Source organism: Luteimonas arsenica (genome assembly GCF_004352825.1).
GTDB lineage: Bacteria > Pseudomonadota > Gammaproteobacteria > Xanthomonadales > Xanthomonadaceae > Luteimonas > Luteimonas arsenica.
Genome location: NZ_SJRW01000001.1, coordinates 126,962 through 149,554 on the forward strand (window position 1 = coordinate 126,962; position 22,593 = coordinate 149,554).

The 22,593-nt window shown below is 70.5% G+C and carries 22 protein-coding genes and 1 pseudogene; 8 read left to right on the forward strand and 15 right to left on the reverse strand.

From position 1 onward, the window contains the following. The first annotated feature begins 104 nt into the window (after window positions 1–104). Both aceB and aceA read left to right on the forward strand, forming a co-directional pair. A complete protein-coding gene (aceB, locus tag E2170_RS00590; RefSeq protein ID WP_132998721.1) occupies window positions 105–1,721 on the forward strand; it encodes a malate synthase A in 1,617 nt (538 codons plus the stop codon). A gap of 135 nt (window positions 1,722–1,856) precedes the next feature. Then, window positions 1,857–3,155 (forward strand): isocitrate lyase, encoded by a 1,299-nt coding sequence (gene aceA / locus E2170_RS00595; protein WP_132998722.1) that lies wholly within the window; start codon window positions 1,857–1,859, stop codon window positions 3,153–3,155. A gap of 243 nt (window positions 3,156–3,398) precedes the next feature. On the opposite strand, the gene E2170_RS00600 is transcribed toward aceA, so the two are convergent. The 5 genes from E2170_RS00600 to ubiK form a co-directional block, all read right to left on the reverse strand. Further along, window positions 3,399–4,076 (reverse strand): RES family NAD+ phosphorylase, encoded by a 678-nt coding sequence (locus E2170_RS00600; protein WP_132998723.1) that lies wholly within the window; start codon window positions 4,074–4,076, stop codon window positions 3,399–3,401. Next, window positions 4,076–4,474 (reverse strand): MbcA/ParS/Xre antitoxin family protein, encoded by a 399-nt coding sequence (locus E2170_RS00605; protein WP_132998724.1) that lies wholly within the window; start codon window positions 4,472–4,474, stop codon window positions 4,076–4,078. The genes E2170_RS00600 and E2170_RS00605 overlap by 1 nt, the downstream gene beginning before the upstream one ends. A gap of 75 nt (window positions 4,475–4,549) precedes the next feature. After that, window positions 4,550–5,119: a hypothetical protein gene (locus tag E2170_RS00610; protein ID WP_132998725.1), complete on the reverse strand. Its 570-nt coding sequence runs from the start codon at window positions 5,117–5,119 to the stop codon at window positions 4,550–4,552. 45 nt (window positions 5,120–5,164) lie between these two features. Continuing rightward, entirely contained in the window at window positions 5,165–6,691 is a 1,527-nt protein-coding gene (locus E2170_RS00615; RefSeq protein ID WP_132998726.1) for a YifB family Mg chelatase-like AAA ATPase, read from the reverse strand. Window positions 6,692–6,701: 10 nt separating this feature from the next. Further along, window positions 6,702–6,998, reverse strand: a complete 297-nt coding sequence (ubiK, locus tag E2170_RS00620; RefSeq protein ID WP_132998727.1) for a ubiquinone biosynthesis accessory factor UbiK — start codon at window positions 6,996–6,998, stop codon at window positions 6,702–6,704. Window positions 6,999–7,143: 145 nt separating this feature from the next. Here ubiK and E2170_RS00625 point away from each other — a divergent pair, with 145 nt between their 5' ends. Both E2170_RS00625 and E2170_RS00630 read left to right on the forward strand, forming a co-directional pair. Then, complete coding sequence (locus E2170_RS00625; RefSeq protein ID WP_132998728.1) at window positions 7,144–7,482, forward strand: P-II family nitrogen regulator; 339 nt, start codon at window positions 7,144–7,146, stop codon at window positions 7,480–7,482. A gap of 111 nt (window positions 7,483–7,593) precedes the next feature. After that, complete coding sequence (locus E2170_RS00630; RefSeq protein ID WP_132998729.1) at window positions 7,594–8,193, forward strand: hypothetical protein; 600 nt, start codon at window positions 7,594–7,596, stop codon at window positions 8,191–8,193. A gap of 83 nt (window positions 8,194–8,276) precedes the next feature. Here E2170_RS00630 and speE read toward each other — a convergent pair whose 3' ends face one another. Further along, window positions 8,277–9,125, reverse strand: coding sequence for a polyamine aminopropyltransferase (speE, locus tag E2170_RS00635; protein WP_132998730.1), 849 nt, complete (start codon window positions 9,123–9,125; stop codon window positions 8,277–8,279). Between the two features lie 199 nt (window positions 9,126–9,324). Here speE and speA point away from each other — a divergent pair, with 199 nt between their 5' ends. Continuing rightward, window positions 9,325–11,214 carry an arginine decarboxylase gene (gene speA, locus E2170_RS00640; RefSeq protein ID WP_132998731.1) on the forward strand — a complete coding sequence of 630 codons (1,890 nt, stop codon included), beginning with the start codon at window positions 9,325–9,327 and terminating at the stop codon, window positions 11,212–11,214. A 67-nt stretch (window positions 11,215–11,281) separates the two neighbouring features. Here the strand turns inward: speA and E2170_RS00645 are convergent, their stop codons facing one another. The 7 genes from E2170_RS00645 to radC form a co-directional block, all read right to left on the reverse strand. Continuing rightward, window positions 11,282–11,914 (reverse strand): ATPase, encoded by a 633-nt coding sequence (locus tag E2170_RS00645; protein ID WP_132998732.1) that lies wholly within the window; start codon window positions 11,912–11,914, stop codon window positions 11,282–11,284. A 2-nt stretch (window positions 11,915–11,916) separates the two neighbouring features. Further along, window positions 11,917–12,273 carry a type II toxin-antitoxin system prevent-host-death family antitoxin gene (locus tag E2170_RS00650; RefSeq protein WP_132998733.1) on the reverse strand — a complete coding sequence of 119 codons (357 nt, stop codon included), beginning with the start codon at window positions 12,271–12,273 and terminating at the stop codon, window positions 11,917–11,919. A gap of 140 nt (window positions 12,274–12,413) precedes the next feature. Beyond that, window positions 12,414–12,878 (reverse strand): DMT family transporter, encoded by a 465-nt coding sequence (locus E2170_RS00655; RefSeq protein WP_132998734.1) that lies wholly within the window; start codon window positions 12,876–12,878, stop codon window positions 12,414–12,416. After that, on the reverse strand, window positions 12,875–13,624 hold the full coding sequence (locus E2170_RS00660) for an SDR family NAD(P)-dependent oxidoreductase (protein WP_132998735.1): 750 nt from the start codon (window positions 13,622–13,624) through the stop codon (window positions 12,875–12,877). Before E2170_RS00660 ends, E2170_RS00655 begins: the two co-directional genes overlap by 4 nt. Before the next feature lie 2 nt (window positions 13,625–13,626). Further along, window positions 13,627–14,433, reverse strand: a complete 807-nt coding sequence (locus E2170_RS00665; RefSeq protein WP_132998736.1) for an SPOR domain-containing protein — start codon at window positions 14,431–14,433, stop codon at window positions 13,627–13,629. Next, window positions 14,434–16,122 carry an arginine--tRNA ligase gene (argS, locus tag E2170_RS00670; RefSeq protein ID WP_132998737.1) on the reverse strand — a complete coding sequence of 563 codons (1,689 nt, stop codon included), beginning with the start codon at window positions 16,120–16,122 and terminating at the stop codon, window positions 14,434–14,436. A 141-nt stretch (window positions 16,123–16,263) separates the two neighbouring features. After that, a complete protein-coding gene (gene radC, locus E2170_RS00675; protein WP_132998738.1) occupies window positions 16,264–16,938 on the reverse strand; it encodes a RadC family protein in 675 nt (224 codons plus the stop codon). Window positions 16,939–17,142: 204 nt separating this feature from the next. Between radC and coaBC the strand changes: the two are divergent. The 3 genes and pseudogenes from coaBC (at window position 17,143) to E2170_RS00690 (ending at window position 21,182) form a co-directional block, all read left to right on the forward strand. After that, a pseudogene (gene coaBC / locus E2170_RS00680) lies at window positions 17,143–18,359 on the forward strand (bifunctional phosphopantothenoylcysteine decarboxylase/phosphopantothenate--cysteine ligase CoaBC). 22 nt (window positions 18,360–18,381) lie between these two features. Then, a complete protein-coding gene (dut, locus tag E2170_RS00685) occupies window positions 18,382–18,840 on the forward strand; it encodes a dUTP diphosphatase (protein ID WP_132998739.1) in 459 nt (152 codons plus the stop codon). Window positions 18,841–18,857: 17 nt separating this feature from the next. Continuing rightward, a complete protein-coding gene (locus tag E2170_RS00690; RefSeq protein WP_132998740.1) occupies window positions 18,858–21,182 on the forward strand; it encodes a phosphomannomutase/phosphoglucomutase in 2,325 nt (774 codons plus the stop codon). A 27-nt stretch (window positions 21,183–21,209) separates the two neighbouring features. Here the strand turns inward: E2170_RS00690 and E2170_RS00695 are convergent, their stop codons facing one another. Further along, window positions 21,210–21,860, reverse strand: a complete 651-nt coding sequence (locus tag E2170_RS00695) for a hypothetical protein (RefSeq protein ID WP_132998741.1) — start codon at window positions 21,858–21,860, stop codon at window positions 21,210–21,212. 26 nt (window positions 21,861–21,886) lie between these two features. Further along, on the reverse strand, window positions 21,887–22,549 hold the full coding sequence (gene pyrE, locus E2170_RS00700) for an orotate phosphoribosyltransferase (RefSeq protein ID WP_132998742.1): 663 nt from the start codon (window positions 22,547–22,549) through the stop codon (window positions 21,887–21,889). Window positions 22,550–22,593: the final 44 nt, after the last annotated feature.

Below are 22,593 nucleotides of genomic sequence, written 5' to 3' on the forward strand. Positions count from 1 at the left end.
TGACTGGAATATAAGAACAACTTATCAATCGCATTGTTATATCTGTTTTGTCAAATATTCCAGCTGCGGGGATGGTGGCTGCCCGACCCGCCTCCGGAGCCGACATGTCCGCAGCCCCCCATCTCGTCGTCGCCGATGTCCGCCTCGCCGCCGGCGCGGCCGCCGCGCCCGACCTGCTGGACGAGCGCGCCCTGGCCTTCCTCGCCGGCCTGCACCAGCGCTTCGAGCCGCGCCGCCAGGCCCTGCTCGCCGCCCGCCGCGAGCGCCAGGCCTTCTTCGACGCCGGCGGCCTGCCCGACTTCCGCGCCGATACCCGCGCCATCCGCGAGGGCGACTGGCGCGTGGCGCCGCTGCCGGCCGCGCTGCTCGACCGCCGCGTCGAGATCACCGGCCCGGTCGACCCGAAGATGGTCATCAACGCGCTCAACTCCGGCGCCAGCTGCTACATGGCCGACTTCGAGGATTCGACCGCGCCGACCTGGGACGCCCTGCTCACCGGCCAGCGCGCGCTGCGCGAGGCGATCGCCGGGACGCTGGCCTTCGACGCCGACAACGGCAAGTCCTACCGGATGAAGCCCGAAGGCGAGCGCGCGGTACTGATCGTGCGCCCGCGCGGCTGGCACCTGGACGAGAAGCACCTGCTGGTCGACGGCGAGCGCATCAGCGCCAGCCTGTTCGACGCCGGCCTGTTCTGCCTGGGCAACGCCGCCGCGCTGGTCGCCAAGGATCGCGGCCCCTACCTCTACCTGCCCAAGCTGCAGTCGATGGAGGAGGCCGCGCTCTGGGACGAGGTGCTGGCGCACATCGAGCAGGTGCTGGGCCTGCCCGGGGGCTGCATCAAGGTCACCGTGCTGGTGGAAACGCTGCCGGCGGTGTTCGAGATGGACGAGATCCTGCACGCACTGCGCGGCCGCATCGCCGGGCTCAACTGCGGGCGCTGGGACTACATCTTTTCCTACATCAAGACCTTCCGCGCCCACCGCGACCGGGTGCTGCCCGAGCGCGGACAGGTGACGATGACCCAGCCCTTCCTCAAGGCGTATTCGGAGCTGCTGGTGCGCACCTGCCACCGCCGCGGCGCGCACGCGATGGGTGGCATGGCGGCGCAGATTCCGATTTCCGGCGACCCGGAGGCGAACGAGGCCGCGCTGGCGCGCGTGCGCGCCGACAAGCTGCGCGAGGCCGGTGCCGGCCACGATGGCACCTGGGTCGCGCATCCGGCGCTGGTGCCGATCGCGAAGGCGATCTTCGACGAGGCGATGCCGGGGCCGAACCAGCACGGCGTGGCGCGCGACGACGTCGCCGCCGACCGCGACACCTTGATCGCGCCCTCGCGCGGCACCATCACCCGCGCCGGCTTCGAGGGCAACGTCGAAGTCTGCGTGCGCTACCTCGCCGCCTGGCTCGACGGCAACGGCTGCGTGCCGATCCACTGGCTGATGGAGGACGCCGCCACCGCCGAGATCGCGCGTTCGCAGCTGTGGCAGTGGCTGCACGCGGCCGACCGCGGCGGCGTGCCGCTGTGCCTGGACGACGGCACGGTGATCGACGACTGCCTGTTCGAGCAGGCGCTGCTGAACCTGCCTTCGCGCCTGGCCGCCGAAGGGCCGATCCCGGGCGCCGGCCGCGTTGCCGAGGCTGTCGGGATGCTGGAAACGCTGACGCGCAGCGCGGAGCTGGAGGAGTTCCTGACGCTGCCGGCGTACGAACGTCTGCCCTGAAGCCCGCCCCCTGAACACCGTGGGAGCGGCTACAGCCGCGATCCCGCAAACCCATCGCGGCCATGGCCGCTCCCACAGGAGCAGCGAAACCGCTCCGCCCCCACCGACAAGACCGCTGCACCGGAGACCACCCAGATGAGCACGAAGCCCAAGCTGCAGACCGCCGAAGAGATCCGCCAGGAATGGAGCACCGACCCGCGCTGGGCCGGCATCACCCGCAACTATTCCGCCGAGGACGTCGTGCGCCTGCGCGGCACCGTGCACGTCGAGCATTCGCTGGCGCGCCTGGGCGCGGAGAAGCTGTGGGACTCGCTGCATGAGCGCGACTACGTCAACGCGCTCGGCGCCCTGACCGGCAACCAGGCCATGCAGCAGGTCAAGGCCGGGCTGAAGGCGATCTATCTGTCCGGCTGGCAGGTGGCGGCGGACGCCAACCTCGCCGGCCAGATGTATCCCGACCAGTCGTTGTACCCCGCCGACTCGGTGCCCGCGGTGGTGAAGCGCATCAACAACGCGCTGCTGCGCGCCGACCAGCTGCAGCATGCCGAAGGTGACGATTCGATCGACTTCCTGCAGCCGATCGTGGCCGACGCCGAAGCCGGCTTCGGCGGCGTGCTCAACGCCTTCGAACTGATGAAGGCGATGATCGAGGCCGGTGCCGCCGGCGTGCACTTCGAGGACCAGCTGGCTTCGGTCAAGAAGTGCGGCCACATGGGCGGCAAGGTGCTGGTGCCCACGCGCGAGGCGGTGGAGAAGCTCAACGCCGCGCGCCTGGCCGCCGACGTCATGGGCGTGCCGACCCTGATTGTCGCCCGCACCGACGCCGAGGCCGCCGACCTGCTGACCAGCGACATCGACGACAACGATCGCCCCTTCACTACCGGCGAGCGCACCGTCGAGGGCTTCTTCAAGACCCGCAACGGTCTCGACCAGGCGATCAGCCGCGGGCTCGCGTATGCGCCCTACGCGGATCTGGTGTGGTGCGAGACCGGCAAGCCCGACCTCGGCTTTGCCCGCGCCTTCGCCGAGGCCATCCACGAGAAATACCCGGGCAAGATGCTGGCGTACAACTGCTCGCCGAGCTTCAACTGGAAGAAGAACCTGGACGACGCCACGATCGCGAAGTTCCAGGACGAGATCGCGTCCTACGGCTACAAGTTCCAGTTCATCACCCTGGCCGGCTTCCACGCGCTGAACTATTCGATGTTCAACCTCGCGCACGGCTATGCGCGCAAGCAGATGAGTGCCTTCGTCGAGCTGCAGGAAGCGGAGTTCGCCGCGGCCGACAAGGGCTTCACCGCGGTCAAGCACCAGCGCGAAGTGGGCACGGGTTACTTCGACGCGGTGACCCAGGCGATCCAACAGGGCCAGTCGTCGACGACGGCGTTGACCGGGTCGACGGAGGAGGAGCAGTTCCAGGTCGCTGCGGCCTGAGCAGGGCCCCTCGAGGCCGCTCCCTTCCCCCGCAAAGCGGGGGAAGTACCCGCGAAGCGGGGGATGGAAGCAATCCCGTGGCATCGCCCCAACAAGGCGCCGCCGCAAGCTTGCAGCGGCGCTTCGTCCCGACACTTCCGCAAGCTTCGCCCCCATCTGCCCTTTGGGCATCTTCCCCCGCTTTGCGGGGGAAGAAGTCCGTGCGCTGGCGGGATGGTTGGGGTTTGCCGGGGGAAGGGTTGGTCAGAACGGGACGATTCTGGCTTCTGTGACCTGCGCGATCCGTTTGCCATCCCAGTGGTACTGGAGATGCGGCCCCTGGTGCACCGGCTTCAGCACGTCGGGATGGAAGGCCGCGATGCAGGTGCCACCCGTCGCGCGCACGCTGTCGTAGACGATGCCATTGCCGCCGTCCGCGCGCAGCTCGACTGCGAAGCGCTGGCTGGCGACATAGCTGTCGGGGTCGTGCAGGGCGGGATACCCGCCGCGAATGTCGTGCAGGCGGCTGTCGATTTCGCCGACGTAGCAGCGCATGTCCAGGACGCAGGCGGGCTCGTCCGTGCTGCGCAGGAAGCGCTCGCGGTGGAACACCGTTTCCGCCACCGCCGTCTGCTGCTCGCGGGCGCAGTAGTAGACGCCGTACCAGCCCGGGGTGAAGCGCGAGCCTTCCGGGTTGATGTGGGTGAAGGCCGCCATGATCGGCGTGGTGCCAGGGCCGGCGATGCGCCGCTCCGGCGGCACCAGCCCGATCGCGCCCAGGGCATCGCGCATGCGCGGGTTGGTCATCGCCTCCAGTTCGTGCAGGGCCTCGATGTCCGCCGGGTCGGCGATGGTGTCGAAGACGCCCACCGGCGGGAAGCGGCTGGACACGATCCGGTACGTCGACCGGAACCGCACGCGGGTGGCCTTCGCGGCCTGCATCAGCCCCAGCCCCGCTGGGCGTCGAGGTACTGGCGCACCACGAACAGGTCCGCCACCTGGCCGCCGAGCATCCGGTCCAGGGCCGAGCGGCCGCCGAACAATGGCGCGTCGTTGGCGCGGCTGATCCAGGCATCGGCCTGCTGTTCGTTGCCGAAGATCAGGTGCAGGGCCTTGTAGATGCCGAGGATGTAGCTGATGCGCTCGAGCACGTCATGCGGGAGCTGGCCGGAGAGGTCGCGCTTCCAGCGATAGAACGTGGAGCGGCCGGGGCTGCCCAGGAGCACGCGCTCCTGCTCGTTGCCGAGCCCCCAGCGGTCGGCGATGTTGAAGAAGGCCCGCAGCGCGGGGGCGGCCAGATCGCGGCGGAGCGGGGCGTCGGCGATTCGGAGCTGGCTCATGACAGACTCCTTGACAGGACTTCATTGCAATAATAGTCCCAATTGGGACTCAGTGCAAGTGGGCCGGCACGCAGGTCAGGGGGTTGGCCGGCCGGCATGCCGATGCCAGACGAAGAGTTCCTCGAGACAGCCCATGCCGTCGGGGCGCGTCACGGCCGACACCTGGGCGTCGCTGATCCGTCCCGTGTAGCTGACTCGTGCCACGTCGTGCTCCGTGATGGCATCGGGATGCATCGGTGCGGATGCCACCAGGCCGACCCGGTCTGCGAACGCGCGTGCATCCACGCAGGCCGATTCCTCACCCGCCATGAGCACGAATCGCACGCTCCCGATCCGATCCGGCGATCCCGGCTTCGGACTGATGATCATTTTCTGCACGCCCAGGCCCGGTCGCAGGGATGGAATCGACCAGGTGGTCGACAGGCTGAAGCCGGCGTCTTCGACATCCTGCTTTCCTACGAAATCGAAATGGCTGGAAAGCTGATCGAGGGTGGCGCCGGGCCGCACCGCGATGCCCAGCAGCTCGTGGATGTACAGATCGGGCCGTGTGGCTGGCGATGTGTGCCCGGCGGACGCGCAGCCCGGGAGTCCAGCCGAGATCGTCATTGCGGCGAGCAGCCCGGCGGGAAACCTGATGATGACCATATGGGTTCCAGATGTTACAGCCGGCACAGAGCGCGGGCAGGTGGATCAGGCGGCTCCCTGCACCCTGGGATCGAAGCCGCGGTAGCCCAGGGCTTCAGCCAGATGAGCGCTGCCGATTGCCTCCCTGCCGGCAAGGTCGGCGATCGTCCGCGCCACGCGAAGGATCCGGTGCATCGCGCGCGCCGACAGCTGCAGGCTGTCAATCGCGCGCTCCAGCAATGCCTGGTCGTTGGCGGGCAGGCGGCAGTGGGCGGCGGTGCCGGCCTGGTCGAGATGGGCATTGAGCACGCCGGCACGGTCGATCTGCAGGTTGCGCGCGGCTTCGACGCGGGCGCGGACGACGGTGCTGGCTTCACCGGGCGGAGCATCCGGGCGAAGCTCCGCGGGAGCCATGCGCGGCACGTCGACGTGCAGGTCGATGCGATCCAGCAGCGGGCCGGAGACGCGCATGCGGTAGCGCTGCACGGCGTCGACGCCGCACTGGCAGCGGCCGGAGGCGTCGCCGGCCCAGCCGCAGGGGCAGGGGTTCATGGCCGCGACCAGCTGGAAGCGCGCCGGGAACTCGGCTTGCCGCGCCGCGCGCGAGACGGTCACGGTGCCGGACTCCAGCGGTTCGCGCAGCACTTCCAGCACGTGGCGGCTCCACTCGGGGAGCTCGTCGAGGAACAGCACCCCGTGGTGCGCGAGCGAGATCTCCCCGGGCCGCGGTTCGCCGCCGCCGCCGGCCAGTGCGATCGCGCTGGCCGTGTGATGGGGCGCGCGAAAAGGCCGTTGCCGCCAGCGCGCAGGATCGATGCCGCGACCGCTGACCGAGGCGATGGCCGCGGTTTCCAGCGCCTCGGCTTCGCTGGCCTCGGGCAGGATGCCGGGCAGGCGCGAGGCGAGCAGGGTCTTGCCACAGCCCGGACTGCCGGAAAGCAGCAGGTGGTGGCCGCCGGCCGCGGCGATCTCCAGCGCGCGTCGTGCGCGCAGCTGGCCGCGCACGTCGGCCAGGTCGGGAATGCCGGCGGGCGCCGGCACGACGGCCGTGGTGTCCGCCACCGCTTTCGGCAGCGGTCGCTGTCCGGCGACATGCGCGCAGACTTCCGACAGCGTGCGCGCCACCCGCACGTCCACCCCGCGCACCAGCGCCGCCTCGGCACCGTTCGCGGCCGGCACCACCAGCACGCGCCCGGCCTCGCCGCAGGCCAGCGCCGCCGGCAGCACGCCGTCGACCGCGCGCAGCTCGCCGGTCAGCCCCAGCTCGCCGATGAACTCGTGTCCGGCCAGGGCGGTGCGCGGCAGCTGGTCGCTGGCGGCCAGGATGCCCAGCGCGATCGGCAGGTCGAAGCGCCCGCCGCCCTTGGGCAGGTCCGCCGGCGCCAGGTTCACGGTCGTGACCCGCGGCGGGAACTCGAACTGTGCGCAGCGGATGGCGGCGCGCACGCGGTCCTTGGACTCGCGCACCGCGGCCTGCGGCAGGCCAACCATCGACATCCGCGGCAGGCCACCGCTCATGTAGACCTCGACCGTCACTTCCGGCGCGCGCACGCCGGCACGTGCACGGCCGTGCACGATCGCAAGCCCGGCCATGGTGGGGGCCTCAGTGCGGCTGTTGCGGTGCCTGCGGCGGGGCCGCCGGCAAAGCGTCGCCTGCGGCCAGGCGGGCTTCGAGCTCCGCCACCTGCGCCTGCAGCGCCTCCAGCTTCTCGCGGGTGCGCAGCAGCACCGCGCGCTGGACGTCGAACTCCTCGCGGGTGACCAGGTCCAGGCGGGACAGCCCGGCCTGCAGCACGGACTTGAAGTTTTCCTGCAGCTCCTCGCGGCCCTCGCGCAGGCCCGGGGGCACCAGGCTGCTGAGGCGGCGGGCGAGGTCGTCGATGTGGCCGAGGTCGATCATGGGGGTCTCCGGTTTGCCTGCAGCTTCAGCCTGGCCGCCGCGCGGGCCGCGCGCCATCGGGTCGGGGCGCGTGGATGGGTGGGAAAAAGCCCGGCCGCCGTGCCGGGCGCGTTATGCTGCGCGCACTGCAAGGGGAGGCCACGTGATGAAGATGATCATGGCGATCATCAAGCCGTTCAAGCTCGACGACGTGCGCGAGGCGCTGTCGGAGGCCGGCGTGGCCGGCATCACCGTGACCGAGGTGAAGGGCTTCGGCCGCCAGAAGGGCCACACCGAGCTCTACCGCGGCGCGGAATACGTCATCGACTTCCTGCCCAAGATCAAGCTCGAGGTCGCGGTCACCGACGACCAGGCCGAGCTGGTCACCGAGGCCATCCTCAAGGCCGCCTCCACCGGCAAGATCGGCGACGGCAAGGTCTTCGTCTACGACCTCGAGCGTGCAGTGCGCATCCGCACCGGAGAGCTGGACGCCGACGCGTTGTAGCACTCATGATCGTTCAGGGACTGCGATCCTCGATTTTGCAAGGATTCTTGGCGCGGCGTTGATATCGTGGCATGGGTCCGCGCGCAGGAGTTTGACCAAAGGAAGGACGTCATGGAAAGGATAAAGCATTGCGTGCGGTGGGCGCTCGCTGCCTCGCTCTTCTTCGCCGGGACAGCGTCTGCGCAGCATGGCGGCGAATGTGCTGCTGCTCTTTCGCAGGGAGAGCATCTGGGCGGTGCTCTCCTTTACGGAATCCGGTCGCCTGAGAACACCGCAGGCTTCAAGTATCTGACTCATGTTGCGCCGGAACTCGCATTGGCTCTGTTTGACCAGGGGATAACATCCGAGGGCGCCCGATCTAGCGACATGAAGCGGCTGGAATCCAGAACTCGTCGGATCATTACACCGGAGTTCGTGGGTTTGGTAGCTGCCGGAGCTGCAGTTGGCGAGGGGGATGTGCAGCGCCTAACGAAAGAAGTGGACGAAGGGTTCGAAGTTCTAGTGGAGTCCACGACAGAGGTTTTGGACAAGGGGCGTGCGACCCTTGTGCTCGGCTCGAAGCTTGTTCGCACAGGGACGCAGGAAACAACGGCAGTGATGAACCAGTACCTCGTTCATCTCGAGCAGGTGGACAGCGAGACAGTCGGCGTGGAAGGCTATCCGTCGCTCAGCGCGAATGTCTACGACATCGTCGGGATCGAGAGACTATAGCTGCTCCGGCGATAGTCGCTTCCCAGCAGCAGGCTGCGCTTGCGGTTTCGCTTAGGGAGGGATCAGCCCGTCGTATCTCGTCCTCAGCCCAATGCGTCAGCCACGAACGGCGGCAATACCTGTGCCGCCTTGTGCATGTCGGCGCTGTAGTACTTCGTCGCGAACGTCTTCGCCGCCGCATCCGCCTCGCGGAAGCCGAAGCCGCGGCCGCCCTTGCGCGCCAGGGTGCAGCTCCACCAGCCGGTGGGATAGCAGGGCTGCGGGAAGGGCAGGGTCTGGAAGCTGTCGAAGCCGGCCTTGCCCATCTCGGCGCGCATTTCCTGGATCAGATCCAGCAGCACCAGCGGCGATTCCGACTGCTGCACCAGGATGCCGTCGTCCTTCAGTGCACGGAAGCAGCTTTCGAAGAAGGCCTTGTTGAACAGGCCCTCGGCCGGGCCGACCGGATCGGTCGAGTCCACGATCACCACGTCCAGGCTGCCCGGGGCGCAGTTCGCCATGTAGGCGATGCCGTCGTCGAACAGCACCTCGGCGCGCGGGTCATTGTTGGACTCGCACAGCTCGGGGAAGTACTTCTCCGCCATGCGCGTGACCTGCTCGTCGATGTCGCACTGCACGGCCTTTTCCACGCCCGGGTGGCGCAGCACCTCGCGCAGGGTGCCGCAGTCGCCGCCGCCGATGATGACCACGTTCTTCGGGTCGGCGTGGGTGAACAGCGCCGGGTGGGTCATCATCTCGTGGTAGAGGAAGTTGTCGCGCGTGGTGACCATCATCGCGCCGTCGATCAGCATGACGTTGCCCCAGTCGGTCGACTCGTAGACCTCGATCTTCTGGAACGGCGACTGCACCTCGTCGAGCTTGCGCGTGATGCGGTAGCCGATGGCGGAGCCGGCGGGGTCGAAGTTCTCGTAGAGCCAGGTGGGGGCGGTCATGCGACAGGTGTCCGTGGAGCGTGGCGGAAGCGGGAATTGTAGGGCGGGCGCCGCCCCGCCGTCATGACGCCGCGGTGACGCGGGCGCGCCCAGGTCGGGCGGAGCACGCTCCGACAGGCTGCGGACAGGCTCGGGCGTGTGGCCGGCCGTGGGCGGCCCTACAATTGCCCATCACCCCACGCCCCACGGATTCCCGCCCATGAGCGCATGGTCCATCGACCAGGCCCGCAAGACCTATTCGATCCCGCACTGGTCCTCGGGCTACTTCGACGTCGACGGCGCCGGCCGCGTCGTGGTGCGTCCGCGCGGCGCCGGCGGGCCGTCGATCCCGCTGCCCGAGGTCGTGGACCGCGCGCTGGCGCAGGGCGGCAACATGCCCCTGCTGCTGCGCTTCCCCGACGTGCTCGGCGACCGCCTGGCCGCGCTGCAGGCCGCGTTCGCGCAGGCGCAGGCCGACTGGGAGTACGAAGGCGGCTACACCGCGGTCTACCCGATCAAGGTCAACCAGCACCGCGGCGTGGCCGGCACCCTGGCCTCGCACGCGGGCGAAGGCTTCGGCCTGGAGGCGGGCAGCAAGCCCGAGCTGATGGCGGTGCTGGCGCTGTCGCGCCACGGCGGCCTGGTGGTCTGCAACGGCTACAAGGACCGCGAGTACATCCGCTTGGCCCTGATCGGCCGCAAGCTGGGCATGAACGTCTTCATCGTGGTCGAGAAGCCCTCCGAGCTGAAGCTGGTGATGGAGGAGTCCAAGGCGCTGGGCGTGGAGCCGGTGCTCGGCGTGCGCATGCGCCTGGCCTCGCTGGGCGCGGGCAAGTGGCAGAACTCCGGTGGCGACAAGGCCAAGTTCGGGCTCAGCCCGCGCCAGCTGCTGGACCTGTGGAAGTCGCTGCGCGATGCCGGCATGGGCGATGCGCTGAAGCTGCTGCACTTCCACATGGGCTCGCAGATCTCCAACGTGCGCGACATCGCGCGCGGCATGCGCGAGGCCACGCGCTACTTCGTCGAACTCTCGCAGCTCGGCGCATCGATCGACTACGTCGACGTCGGCGGCGGCCTGGGCATCGATTACGAGGGCACGCGCTCGCGCAGCTACAACTCGGTCAACTACCGGATGGCGCAGTACGCATCCACCATCGTGCAGCCGCTGGCCGACGCCTGCGCCGAGGCCGGCCTGCGCCAGCCGCGCATCGTCACCGAGTGCGGCCGCGCGATGACCGCGCACCACGCGGTGCTGGTGGCCAACGTCTCCGAGGTCGAGGCCGCGCCCGAAGGCCGCGTGCCGGACGCGCACGACGACGAGCCGGCGGTGATCCGCAACCTGCGCGAGATCCATTCCGAGATCGACCAGCGCCCGGCGGTGGAGCTGTTCCACGAGGCCGCGCACCACCATGCCGAAGGCCTGAGCCTGTACGCCCTGGGCCAGCTCGACCTGGTGCACCGCGCGCGCATCGACGACCTGTTCTACGCCATCGCCCACGCGGTGAAGGCGCGCCTGACGTACGACGAGAAGAGCCACCGCCCGCTGCTGGACGAGCTCAACGAGCGCCTGGTCGACAAGTACTTCGTCAACTTCAGCGTGTTTGAGTCGATGCCGGACGTCTGGGCGATCGACCAGGTGTTCCCGATCGTGCCGATCGAGCGCCTGGACGAACGCCCGGAGCGCCGCGGCATCATCGCCGACCTGACCTGCGACTCCGACGGCAAGATCGACACCTACGTCGAGAACGAGGACCTGGACACCTCCCTGCCGCTGCACGAACTGCGCGCCGGCGAGAGCTACCGCCTGGGCTTCTTCCTGGTGGGTGCCTACCAGGAAATCCTGGGCGACATCCACAACCTGTTCGGCGACACCGACGCGATCGAAGTCAAGGTGGAGGGCGACGGGTATTCGATCGTCCAGCAGCGGCGTGGCGACACCACCGATGTGATGCTGGATTACGTCGGCTACAGCGTGGACGACCTGCGCGCGAGCTATGACGCCAAGGTGGCCGCGGCGAAGCTGCCGGCGGACGAGTCCGCGCGCCTGCGCGAGGCGCTGGAGGCGGGGTTGACGGGCTATACCTATCTGGACGATTCGCCGCTGGAGTGATTTCGGTGCCGGGGGTGGTGCTCCGGCCCATGGACGGGGCGGGGATTGTTGCCACTTGGCCCGGAAGCTACCGCTGCAGCGTCAACGCCGCTTCCATGATTGGCTTGGCCCAGTCGGGAATGGCCTTGAATCCGTCGATATCGGTTGGCCAGGAGATGCCTTGCTCTTCCATCTGCAGCAGCAGCCGCGGATCGGGCACTTGGGCTCCGGGCAGTGCATCGACGCTGTTGTCGTAGACCTGCAGCTGCGACAGGTGCGGCAGCAGCGCGATCAGGTTGGAAAGCGAGGAGACATAGCGCTCGTGGATCTTCGTCGAGGGAATGTCATGCCCGCCACCGGCCACGCGCAGGCGCACGCGGGCGATGTGGTGTTCCGGCGAGTCCAGTCCGCAGAACCACATGGCGACATCATGGGTGGCCGTGGCGGCACGCAGCCTTGCCGCGATCGAGTTGCCGCCCAGGGTGGTTTCGAAGGCGTGGTCGCGGCCCTGCACGATGGCCTTGTCCAGGCGGCGCACGCCTTCCTGCCAGGCGATCCCGTTGGCTTCGGCCAGCGGGCAGCCGGTCAATGCGCTCCACTCGCGCGCGTACGTGTCCGGGTTGAACCAGGTGAGCCCTGACTGCGCCAGTGCCCGCCCGCCCAGGGAACTCTTGCCGGCGCCGTTGACGCCGGCGAGGACGTAGACCAGTGGGCGCGACATGCCTAGGTGTTCTCGCCGGCGATCACCTTGCCATCCAGTGCGAGCGGCCTGCGCAGGATGTCGCGCAGCCTGTCCCCGGCGTCGGGTGCCTCCAGTGACTCCAGTCGCGCGTCGTACCTGGCCCGAAGTTCGGCCACTGCGGCGCGATCCCGTTCACCCGCAGCCTGCAGCCGTGCCATCAGGCGCTCGTACTCGGCCATCGGCAGGATCACGGCCTCGGGCTCGTTGTGGTTGGTTACCACGACCCTGCCGTGGCGGTGGACGGTTTTCATCACGCCGCGCCAGCCGAGCTTCTTGACGTCGGAGGCGGGGGTGCGGGGGGCTTCGTCCAGGGTGTCGGTCGGGTAGGGGGCGGGCATGGGCTTGCTCCGGTGCGGACTGGATCCAATATACCCTTTTTCACCATATTGGCCTGAATGGGATATTCGGGCATGTGCCGGCGGCGGGTGGGGATGCGGCTGTAGCCGTTCCCGCGGGAGTTCCTGAAAGGAGAGGCCTGCTAAAGGGCCGGGGGTGGGGATTTCCAGGGGGCGGCGACCAGCACCACGCCCAGCAGCACCAGCACGGCGCCTGTGATCCGGGTCCAGTCAGCGGGGCGCTGCGCCTGCAGCACGCCGAAGTGGTCGAGCAGCATCGAGGCCACGACCTGGCCCAGCACGGCCAGGCAGATCGCCGCCGCGGCGCCCACGCGCGGGATCAGCAGGGTGAACACGGCCACGTAGACCGCACCCAGCACACCGCCGACCCAGATCCAGGCCGGGAAGCGGGCGTCGGGCGCGGCGCCCCAGGGCGTGCGCGCGACCAGCAGCCAGGCGCCCAACACCACGCTGCCGACCAGGAACGACACGAAGGCCGCCATCACCGGGCCATGCAGCGCGGTGGCGAGGCGCGCGTTGACCAGGCCCTGCAGAGGGAGGATCGCGCCGATGGCCACGATCACCAGCATCGCGAGCCAGGGGTTCATGGCGCCCGGTGGATCTGCAGCCCCGCCAGTGACTGGCTTACCGGCATCACTTCCAGGCGGTTGATGTTGAGGTGTGGCGGCAGGTTCGCGATCCACCAGGTGGACTCGGCGATGTCGGCCGCGGTGATCGGCTGCGCGCCGGCGTACAGGGTGTCGGACGCCGCCTGGTCCCAGCCGGTGCGCACAAGGGTGAACTCGGTTTCCGCCAGCCCTGGCTCGATCACGCTCACGCGCACGCCGGTGCCGTGCAGGTCGGAGCGCAGGTTGAGCGAGAACTGTTCGACGAAGGCCTTGGTGGCGCCGTAGACGTTGCCGCCGGCGTAGGGATAGACGCCCGCGATCGAGCCGATGTTGACGATCGCGCCGCGGCGTTCGATCAGCACCGGCAGCAGGCGGTGGGTGATGGCGACCAGGGCGGTGACGTTGGTGTCGATCATCTGCCGCCACTGCGCGAGGTCGCAGGCCGGCGCGGGCGCGGTGCCGAGCGCGAGGCCGGCGTTGTTGACCAGCAGGTCGACGTCGCGGAAGGGCGCGGGAATGGCGTCGAGCGCGGCGGCCATGGCGTCGGCGTCGCGGATGTCGAAGCAGGCGGTGTGGACGCGGTCGCGGCCCAGGCGTTCGGCCAGCGCGTCGAGGCGGTCCTGGCGGCGGCCGGTGGCGACGGCGCGCCAGCCGTTGCCGACGAAGCGTTCGACGATCGCGGCGCCGAAGCCGGCGGTGGCGCCGGTGACAAGCAGGGTTTTCATCCTCAGCGCGCGCGGATCGCCAGGGCTTCGAGGCCGCCGTTGCCGAGCTTCTGCTTGGCTTCGGCCAGTTCGGACGCGGTGCCGTAGGGCCCCATGCGTACGCGGTGCATGGTGCGGCCGTCGATCTCGGCGGTCTCCACCCGGGCCACCAAGCCGAGCATGGCGATGCGCGCCTTCAGCGTTTCGGCGTCGGAATTGCTGGCGAAGGAGCCGGCCTGGAGGATGTAGCGGGCACCGTCGGCGGCGGCCGGCGGGGTCGCGGCGGCGGTGCTGGCCGCCGGCGGCTGCGCGCGCGTGGACGGAGGCTGTGCCGGTGCGGTGGGCTGCGCCGGTGTGGGCGTAGTGGCACCCGCCAGGTCGGCGGCATCGGGATCGCGCTCCTGCTGCTGCGCCGCGCGCTCACGGGCCAGCAGTTCCTGCTGCCGCTGCTGCTCGGCGCGCGCGCTGGCGGCCAGTTCGGCGTCGCTCATGGCCACTTCCTGCCCCGGGAGCAGGGTGTAGAAGTCGTACTGCGTTTCCTGCGTCGCCGGCTCCGCGGGGCGCTCGGTGGATGCCGGGCGTGCGGGTGCCGGCGCGTCGTCGGCCACGCTGTCGCCGGCCTCGGGGCTGGCGGCGGCCGGGGTCGCGTCGGGGTTCGGCGTGGGCCGGAAGAAGCCCTGGTCGTCCCCGGACTTGAGCAGCTTCGGCGCCGCCATGATCACCACGATCGTCAGCAGCACGCCGATGATCATCCATGCCCAGCCCGGCAGCGGTGCGCTGCTGCCGCCGCCGGTGCGGCGGGCCTGGGACTTGCCACGCTTGACTGCCACTTACATCGCCTCCGGGGCCTGCACGCCCAGTACTTCAAGTCCGTTTGCCAGCACCTGGCGGGCGGCCAGCGCCAGCGCCAGGCGCGCGTCGCGCACGTCGGCCTCGTCCACCAGGAACTGGTGATCGTTGTAATACGACTGGAAGGCCTGTGCCAGCTCCAGCAGGTACTGCGCCACCAGGTGCGGCTCCAGCAGCTGCCCGGCCGTGGCCAGCAGCTCCGGCCAGCGGCTGATCGCAGTCACCAGCTCCAGCGTCGCGGCGCTGTCGAGATCCAGCGGTCGTGCCAGCCCGTTGTCCAGGTCGAAGCCCAGGCCGCGCTCCTTCAGCTGCCGCAGCAGGCCGCAGATGCGCGCGTGCGAGAGCTGCACGTAGTACACCGGGTTGTCGAGCGACTGGCTGCGCGCCAGGTCGATGTCGAACACCAGCTGCGAGTCGGGCTTGCGCGCGACCAGGAACCAGCGCGTGGCGTCGCGGCCGGCTTCGTCGATCAGGTCGCGCAGCGTCAGGTAGCTGCCCGCGCGCTTCGAGAGCTTCACTTCCTCGCCGCCGCGCATCACCGTGACCATCTGGTGCAGCACGTACTCGGGATAGCCCTGCGGGATCCCGCGGTCGAGCGCCTGCAGGCCGGCCTTCACCCGCGCCAGCGAGCCGTGGTGGTCGGCGCCGAGCTCGGTGATCGCGCGCTCGTAGCCGCGCTCCCACTTCGACAGGTGGTAGGCGACGTCGGGCACGAAGTAGGTGTAGGTGCCGTCGGACTTGCGCATCACGCGGTCCTTGTCGTCGCCGAAGGCGGTGGTGCGCAGCCACAGCGCGCCGCCGTCCTCGTAGGCGTGGCCGCCTTCGACCAGCTGGCGCACGGTCTCCTCGACCTTGCCGTCGGCGTACAGCGAGGACTCCAGGAAATACACGTCGAAGGCCACGCCGAAGGCGGCGAGGTCGCCGTTCTGCTCGTTGCGCAGGTACGCGACTGCGAAGCGGCGGATCGAATCGATGTCGTCGGCGTCGCCGCTGCCGGTGACCACCTGGCCCTCGACCTCGACGCTGCCGCCGTCGAGGAAGGCGCGGGCGACGTCGGCGATGTAGTCGCCGCGGTAGCCGTCCTCGGGCCAGCCGGCGTCGTCGGGGACCAGGCCCTTGGCGCGCGCCTGCACCGACTTCGCCAGGTTCTCGATCTGCACGCCGGCGTCGTTGTAGTAGAACTCGCGCTTCACGTCCCAGCCGTTGGCATCGAGCACGCGCGCGATGCAGTCGCCGATCACCGCCGCGCGGCCGTGGCCGACGTGCAGCGGGCCGGTGGGGTTGGCCGAGACGTATTCGACGCCGGCCACGCGGCCCGCGCCGCTGGCGTTGCGGCCGAAGGCTTCGCCCTGCGCGTGCACTTCGCGCAGCTGGCGCTGCCAGGCTTCGGGCGCGAGGCGGAAATTGAGGAAGCCGGGGCCGGCGATCTCGACGGATGCGATGTCGCCGCCGGTGGGGATGGCTTCGGCCAGCGCCTGCGCGATCGCGCGCGGGTTGTTGCGCGCGGGCTTCGCGAGCAGCATCGCGGCGTTGCTGGAGAAGTCGCCGTGCGCGCGCTCCTTGGGCCGCTCGATCACGAAGTCGGGCGTGGCCAGGTCGGAAGGCAGGATGCCCTGCGTGCGGAGGGCGGCGATGCCCTGTTCGACCAGGGCCTTGAGCGTTGATTTCACGGGGGTCGCAGCGGGAACGTACGGCCGCTCATTGTACGCGAGGCGCCCCCTGCGCCCGGCCCCGCGACTGAACAGCGGCTGCGCTCCTCCCCCCCCCATGCCTGCAGGCGGTGCCGCTTGCCCGGCCGGCGGCCGCCGGCCCTACACCCAGCCGCGCGCCGCTAGCGACACCGGCGCGCCGTCGCCGATCACGAAGTGGTCCAGCAGGCGCACGTCGACCAGGTGCAGGGCCTGCTTCAGGCGGGCGGTGACCGCGCGGTCGGCGGCGCTGGGTTCGCTGCTGCCGCTGGGGTGGTTGTGGCCGACGATCACCGCGGCGGCGTTGTGGCCCAGCGCCCGGCGGACGACCTCGCGCGGGTGCACCTCGGCGCCGTCGACGGTGCCGCGGAACAGCTCCTCGAAGGCCAGCGCCCGGTGCCGGGTGTCCAGGAACAGGGCGGCGAACACCTCGCTGGGCTGCCCGCGCAGGCGCTGGGCGAAGTAGCGCCCGGCGGCATGCGGATCGGTCAGGGCCTCGCCGCGCTCCAGGCGCGAGGCCAGGTGGCGGCTGGCCAGCTCCAGCGCGGCCCCCAGCTGGCACGCGCTGGCGGGGCCGAGGCCGGGCAGCTTGACCAGGCCCGGGGGCGGAAGCTCGAGTAGCCGGCGCAGCGGACCATGGTCGGCCAGCAGCCGGCGCGCGGTGGCCACCGCATCCAGCCCGCGCACGCCGGAGCCCAGGAACAGCGCCAGCAGCTCGGCGTCCGACAGCACCGCCGCGCCGCGCGCCAGGAGCTTCTCGCGCGGGCGCTCGCTGCTGGGCCAGTCGCGGATGTGCATGGGCGGGACTCCGGTGGAGATGGTCGTCGGCCGCCGGCGCGTCACGGCAAGGGATGGGCCGCGTGGCAGATCGATCGGGGGCGCCAGCGCCGGCAGCCGACGTGGGGTCATTGCACGCGATCGGCGGGCGCGCCGCCGCCGGTCGGCCACGGACCTTCGGGTAAGCTGTCGGACCCTTCCCGGGTCAGGACATTCCCAGCGCGCATGGCCAGTGCCGACATCCCACTCGCGGGCGAGCGCATCCTGCTGTGCGTCTGCGGCGGCATCGCCGCCTACAAGTCCGCCGACCTGGTGCGCCGCCTGCGCGATGCCGGCGCCGGGGTGCGGGTGGCGATGACCGAGGGCGCGACGCATTTCGTCGGTACCACCACCTTCCAGGCGCTGTCCGGCGAGGCCGTGCGCAGCTCGCTGTGGGATCCCGCGGCCGAGGCCGCGATGGGCCACATCGAACTCGCGCGCTGGGCGACGCGGGTGCTGGTCGCCCCGGCCACCGCCAACACGCTGGCCAAGCTGGCCCACGGCTTCGCCGACAACCTGGTCACCACGCTGTGCCTGGCGACCACTGCGCCGCTGGCGCTGGCCCCGGCGATGAACCACCGCATGTGGCTGCACCCGGCCACGCAGGCGAACATGGCCCTGCTGCGCGAACGCGGGGCGCAGGTGATCGATCCGGTCGACGGTCCGCTGGCCGAGGGCGAATCCGGTCCGGGGCGCATGGCCGAGTCGCTGGACATCGTCGCCGCGCTGGCGGCCGCGAAGGCATGAGCCGCGACGCACTGGCAGGCCTGCGCGTGCTGGTCAGCGCGGGCCCGACCTTCGAGGACATCGATCCGGTGCGCTTCATCGGCAACCGCAGCAGCGGCAAGATGGGTTTCGCGATCGCCGCCGCTGCCGCGCGCCGCGGTGCCGGGACGGTGCTGGTCGCCGGGCCGGTGACGCTGGATACGCCGGCCGGCGTGGACCGGCGCGACGTGCGCTCGGCCGCGCAGATGCATGCCGCCGTGCTCGGGGCGCTGCCGGCCGATGTCTACATCGGTGCCGCTGCGGTCGCCGACTTCACTCCGGCCGAGGTCGCCGAAGGCAAGATCAAGAAGCAGCCCGGAAGCGGCGGCCTTACGCTCGAACTGGTGCGCACCGCCGACATCCTCGCCGACGTCGCATCGCACGCACTGCGGCCGCGCCTGGTGCTCGGCTTCGCCGCCGAGACCGCTGACCTCGAGGCCAATGCGCAGGACAAGCTGCGCCGCAAGCGCGTGGACATGATCGCCGGCAACTGCGTTGGCGTCGCCGGCAGCGGCTTCGAAGCCGACGACAACACCCTCCATGTCTTCGATGCCACGGGTAGCCACGTGCTCGGCCCGGGACCGAAGACCGGACTCGCCGAGGCGCTGCTCGACCTGGTCGCGGCGCGCCTGCAATGACACGAAACCCACCGGGACGCCCATGCAGCACACGCTGGACCTGAAGATCCTCGACCCGCGCATCGGCGGCGAATGGCCGATGCCGGCCTATGCCACCGAGGGCAGCGCGGGCCTCGACCTGCGCGCGGCGATCGACGCGCCGCTGGAACTGGCCGGCGGCGACACTGCGCTCGTGCCCAGCGGCATCGCCATCCACATCGCCGATCCCGGCCTGTGCGCGATGGTGCTGCCGCGCTCGGGGCTCGGGCACAGGCACGGCCTGGTGCTGGGCAACGGCACCGGCCTGATCGACGCCGACTACCAGGGCCCGCTGATGGTCAGCCTGTGGAACCGTTCGCGCGAGGCCTACGTGGTCCAGCCCGGCGACCGCATCGCGCAGCTGGTGCTGGCGCCGGTGGTGCGCGCGGGACTGCGCGTGGTGGATACTTTCGAACACAGTGCGCGGGGCGCGGGTGGCTTCGGCCACACCGGCACGCGCTGACGGGGGGAGACATCGGCATGGACGAGACCGCTTCGAACAAGACCCGGCAGGCCCTGGCCCAGGCCGGCCCGCTGCTGAAGGTGCTGGCCGGGCTGCTGGTGCTGCTGGCGCTGTGGCTGGCCTGGACCGGCTGGCAGCAGATGCAGGACGGCAGCCGGCGCGACCAGCTGGCCGCCAGCCGTGACGCGGTGGCGCAGGCGACATCGCGTTCGCTGCGCGCCGAGCTCGAGCGCCTGCAGGAACGCATGGCCTCCGCGCCGGTGCGCGAGGCGCTGGCCGCCGGCGACCTGGACGCCGCGTCCGCGGCCCTGGGCGCGGATTGGCCGGGGCTCGAGCACGCCTCGATCCATGACACCGCGCTGGCCGATGCGTACAGCGCGGTCGGCGAGGCCGGCTACGGCCGCATCGCCGTGGCCGAGGCCGCGTTGACCGAGGATGGCCCGGTGCTCTGGATCGTGCGCGACGGCGGCGCGCCGCGGCTGGCGCTGGCGATGCCTGCGCGCGCCGCGGACGGCGCCGACGTGGCGGGCGTGGCCTATGTGCGCCTGCCCTTGGCGCGTGCGACCTCGGGCGTGGACGCGGCGGACATGCCGGGTTCGACCTACCTCGCGCTGCGCCAGGGCGGCTTCACCGTGGCCGAAGCGGGCGATGCCGGATTCGCCGAGTCCGCCGAGCGCATGGCCGTGCCGGTGGCCGGCACCGGCCTGCGCGTGGCGGCTGGCCTGCCGCCGCGACCGACCGCGCTGTTCGGCCTGGGCGCGATCCCGTCCTTCGTGGTGGCGGGGATCCTGCTGCTGCTGGCCTACCTGCTGACGCGCCTGCCGGCGCTGGCCGGCAGGCCGGAGGCCGCCGCCACGGAAGACACCCCCACCCTGGAACAGGCACTCGAAATGGAACCCGCAACGAGCAACGAAGAAGCCACAGCGTCCGCGCCGGCGCGCGGAACAGACGCCCAGCCGGTGGCCATCGATCCCGGCATCTTCCGCGCCTACGACATCCGCGGCATCGTCGGCCAGTCGCTGGACATCGGCGTGGCCGAGCTGATCGGCCACGCCATCGGCTCACTGATGCACGAACAGGGGCTGAAGGACATCGTGGTCGGTCGCGACGGCCGCCTGTCTGGCCCGGAGATGGTCGCCGGGCTCACCGCCGGCCTGCGCAAGGCCGGCCGCGAGGTCATCGACATCGGCATGGTGCCGACGCCGGTGGTGTACTTCGGCGCCTACCACCTGCGCACCGGCTGCTGCGTCTCGGTGACCGGCAGCCACAACCCGCCCGACTACAACGGCTTCAAGATCGTGGTCGGCGGCGAGACCCTGTCTGGCGACGCGATCACCGATCTCTACGCGCGCGTGGCCGAGGACCGGCTGTACACCGCGCCTTCGCCGGGCGGCGTGACCGAGCGCGACATCGGCGGCGACTACGTCGAGCGCATCGCCTCCGACGTCCAGGTCGACCGTCCGCTGAAGGTGGTGGTGGATGCCGGCAACGGCGTGGCCGGCGAGATCGGCCCACGCGTGCTGGAGGCCATCGGCGCCCACGTCGAGCCGCTGTTCTGCGAGATCGACGGCACCTTCCCCAACCACCACCCGGATCCGAGCGAGCCGCACAACCTCGAAGACCTGGTGAACATGGTCAAGCGCTTCGACGCCGACCTGGGCATCGCCTTCGACGGCGACGGCGACCGCCTGGGCGTGGTCACGAAGTCGGGCGAGAACATCTTCCCCGACCGCCTGCTGATGCTGTTCGCCGCCGACGTGCTGGAGCGCAATCCCGGCGCGGTGATCGTCTACGACGTGAAGTGCACCGGCCGCCTGCAGGGCCACATCCTGCGTCACGGCGGCAGCCCGCTGATGTGGAAGACCGGGCATTCGCTGATCAAGGCCAAGATGCGCGAGACCGAGGCCGAGCTGGCCGGCGAGATGAGCGGCCACTTCTTCTTCGGCGAGCGCTGGTACGGTTTCGACGACGGCATCTACGCCGCCGCGCGCCTGCTCGAGATCCTGGCCGCGAATCCCGAGGAGCCCAGCGAGGTGCTGGCGTCCCTGCCGACCGGCATCGCCACCCCGGAAATCAAGGTCGACGCCCCCGGCGGCAATCCGCACGCCTTCGTCGAGCGTTTCGTGGCGCAGGCGAAGTTCGAGAGCGGTGCGCGTCCGTCGACCATCGACGGCCTGCGCGTGGACTTTCCCGACGGCTGGGGCCTGGTGCGCGCGTCGAACACGACGCCGGTGCTGGTGCTGCGCTTTGACGCCGACAGCGAAGAGGCGCTGGAGCGCATCCGCGGCGAGTTCCGCCAGCAGTTGCTGGCCCTCGACCCGGATCTGCCGCTGCCGTTCTAGGCCCCGCGTTGCGGGAAGGGGGTTGCCTCAACCGCCCTTCATGCTCCGGTAGCGCTCGAGCGCGCCGTCGAGGTCGCTGCCCAGCGAGGCGCGGTCGGCCAGCTGGCGCTCCATGATCGCCTGCTGGCGCAGCAGGTCGGCATGCTGCGACTGGATGCCGCCGGCCAGCACCTTGCCCACCGGCTGGCCGAGCAGCTCGCGCTCGGCCGCCTGGCGCAGCAGCGACAGCAGGCTCTGGCGCAGGTTGGCGATGCTGAGTTCCGAAGTCCTGAGCGACTCGTCGACCAGGGTGATGCGCTCGCCGTAGGCGCGGTGGAGGTCGGCTTCGGTGGCATAGGACTCGACCATCGCCAGGTCGCGGCGCTTGCGTTCGGCTTCGGCCATTTCGGCCTCGGCCGCGGCGCGGGCGGCGGCGTCGGCCTCGACGCGCTCTTCGGCGGTCAGGGCGCGCCCCACTTCGCCGGTGCGGGTGCCGTGCCGCGCGCTGATCTCGGTGCGCGCGCGGTCCACGGCGCTGGCCGGCAGCGTGTCGCCGCAGACCTGGATGCCGTTTTCTTCCCAGCAGTAGAGCTTCTTGTCCACGGCCGTGGACGGGGCTTTCGCGGGCTTGCGCTGGGCCGTGGCCGCCAGCGGCAGCGTGGCCAGCACAAGGCCGGCGATGCAGGTCATGGTCTTCATCGTGTCCGTCCCCCCGGTCGGGCGAATCAGTCGGCGGCGCTGCCGTAGCGCGTGCGGTAGGCAAGCAGGCGATCGCGTTCGTCCGACAGTGTCGCGCTTTCGCCGGCGAACGCAAGCAGGTCGCCGAGGCTGGCGATGGCGACCACGGGCAGGCCCTCGCTGGCCGCGACCAGTGCCGCGGCCGAGCGGCGGTCGCCGGAGGCCTCGTCGAGCACCTCCTGGCGGTCGAGCGCGATCGCCACACCCACCGGGAGGCCGCCGCCGGCGCGGATCAGGCCCAGGGCCTCGCGCACGGCGGTGCCGGCGGTGAGCACATCATCGACCACCAGCACGCGCCGGCCGTCCAGCGGCGCGCCGACCAGGGTGCCGCCCTCGCCGTGGTCCTTGGCTTCCTTGCGGTTGTAGGCCAGCGGCAGGTCGCGGTCGCGGCGGGCGTATTCGCAGGCAAGTGCGCTGGCGAGCGGAATGCCCTTGTAGGCGGGCCCGAACAGCAGGTCGAAGGCCAGGCCGGCGGCATCGATGGCGTCGGCGTAGCAGGCCGCCAGCGTCGCCAGCGCGGCGCCGGAATCGAAGCGGCCGGCGTTGAAGAAATAGGGGCTGCTGCGGCCGGACTTGAGCGTGAATTCGCCGAAGCGCAGGGCCTCGACCTCGAGCGCCAGGCGCAGGAACCGGGAGCGGTGGTCGGTCATGGGGTGCAGGAGCGTCCGCGGCGGGACGGACATGGTAGCAACCC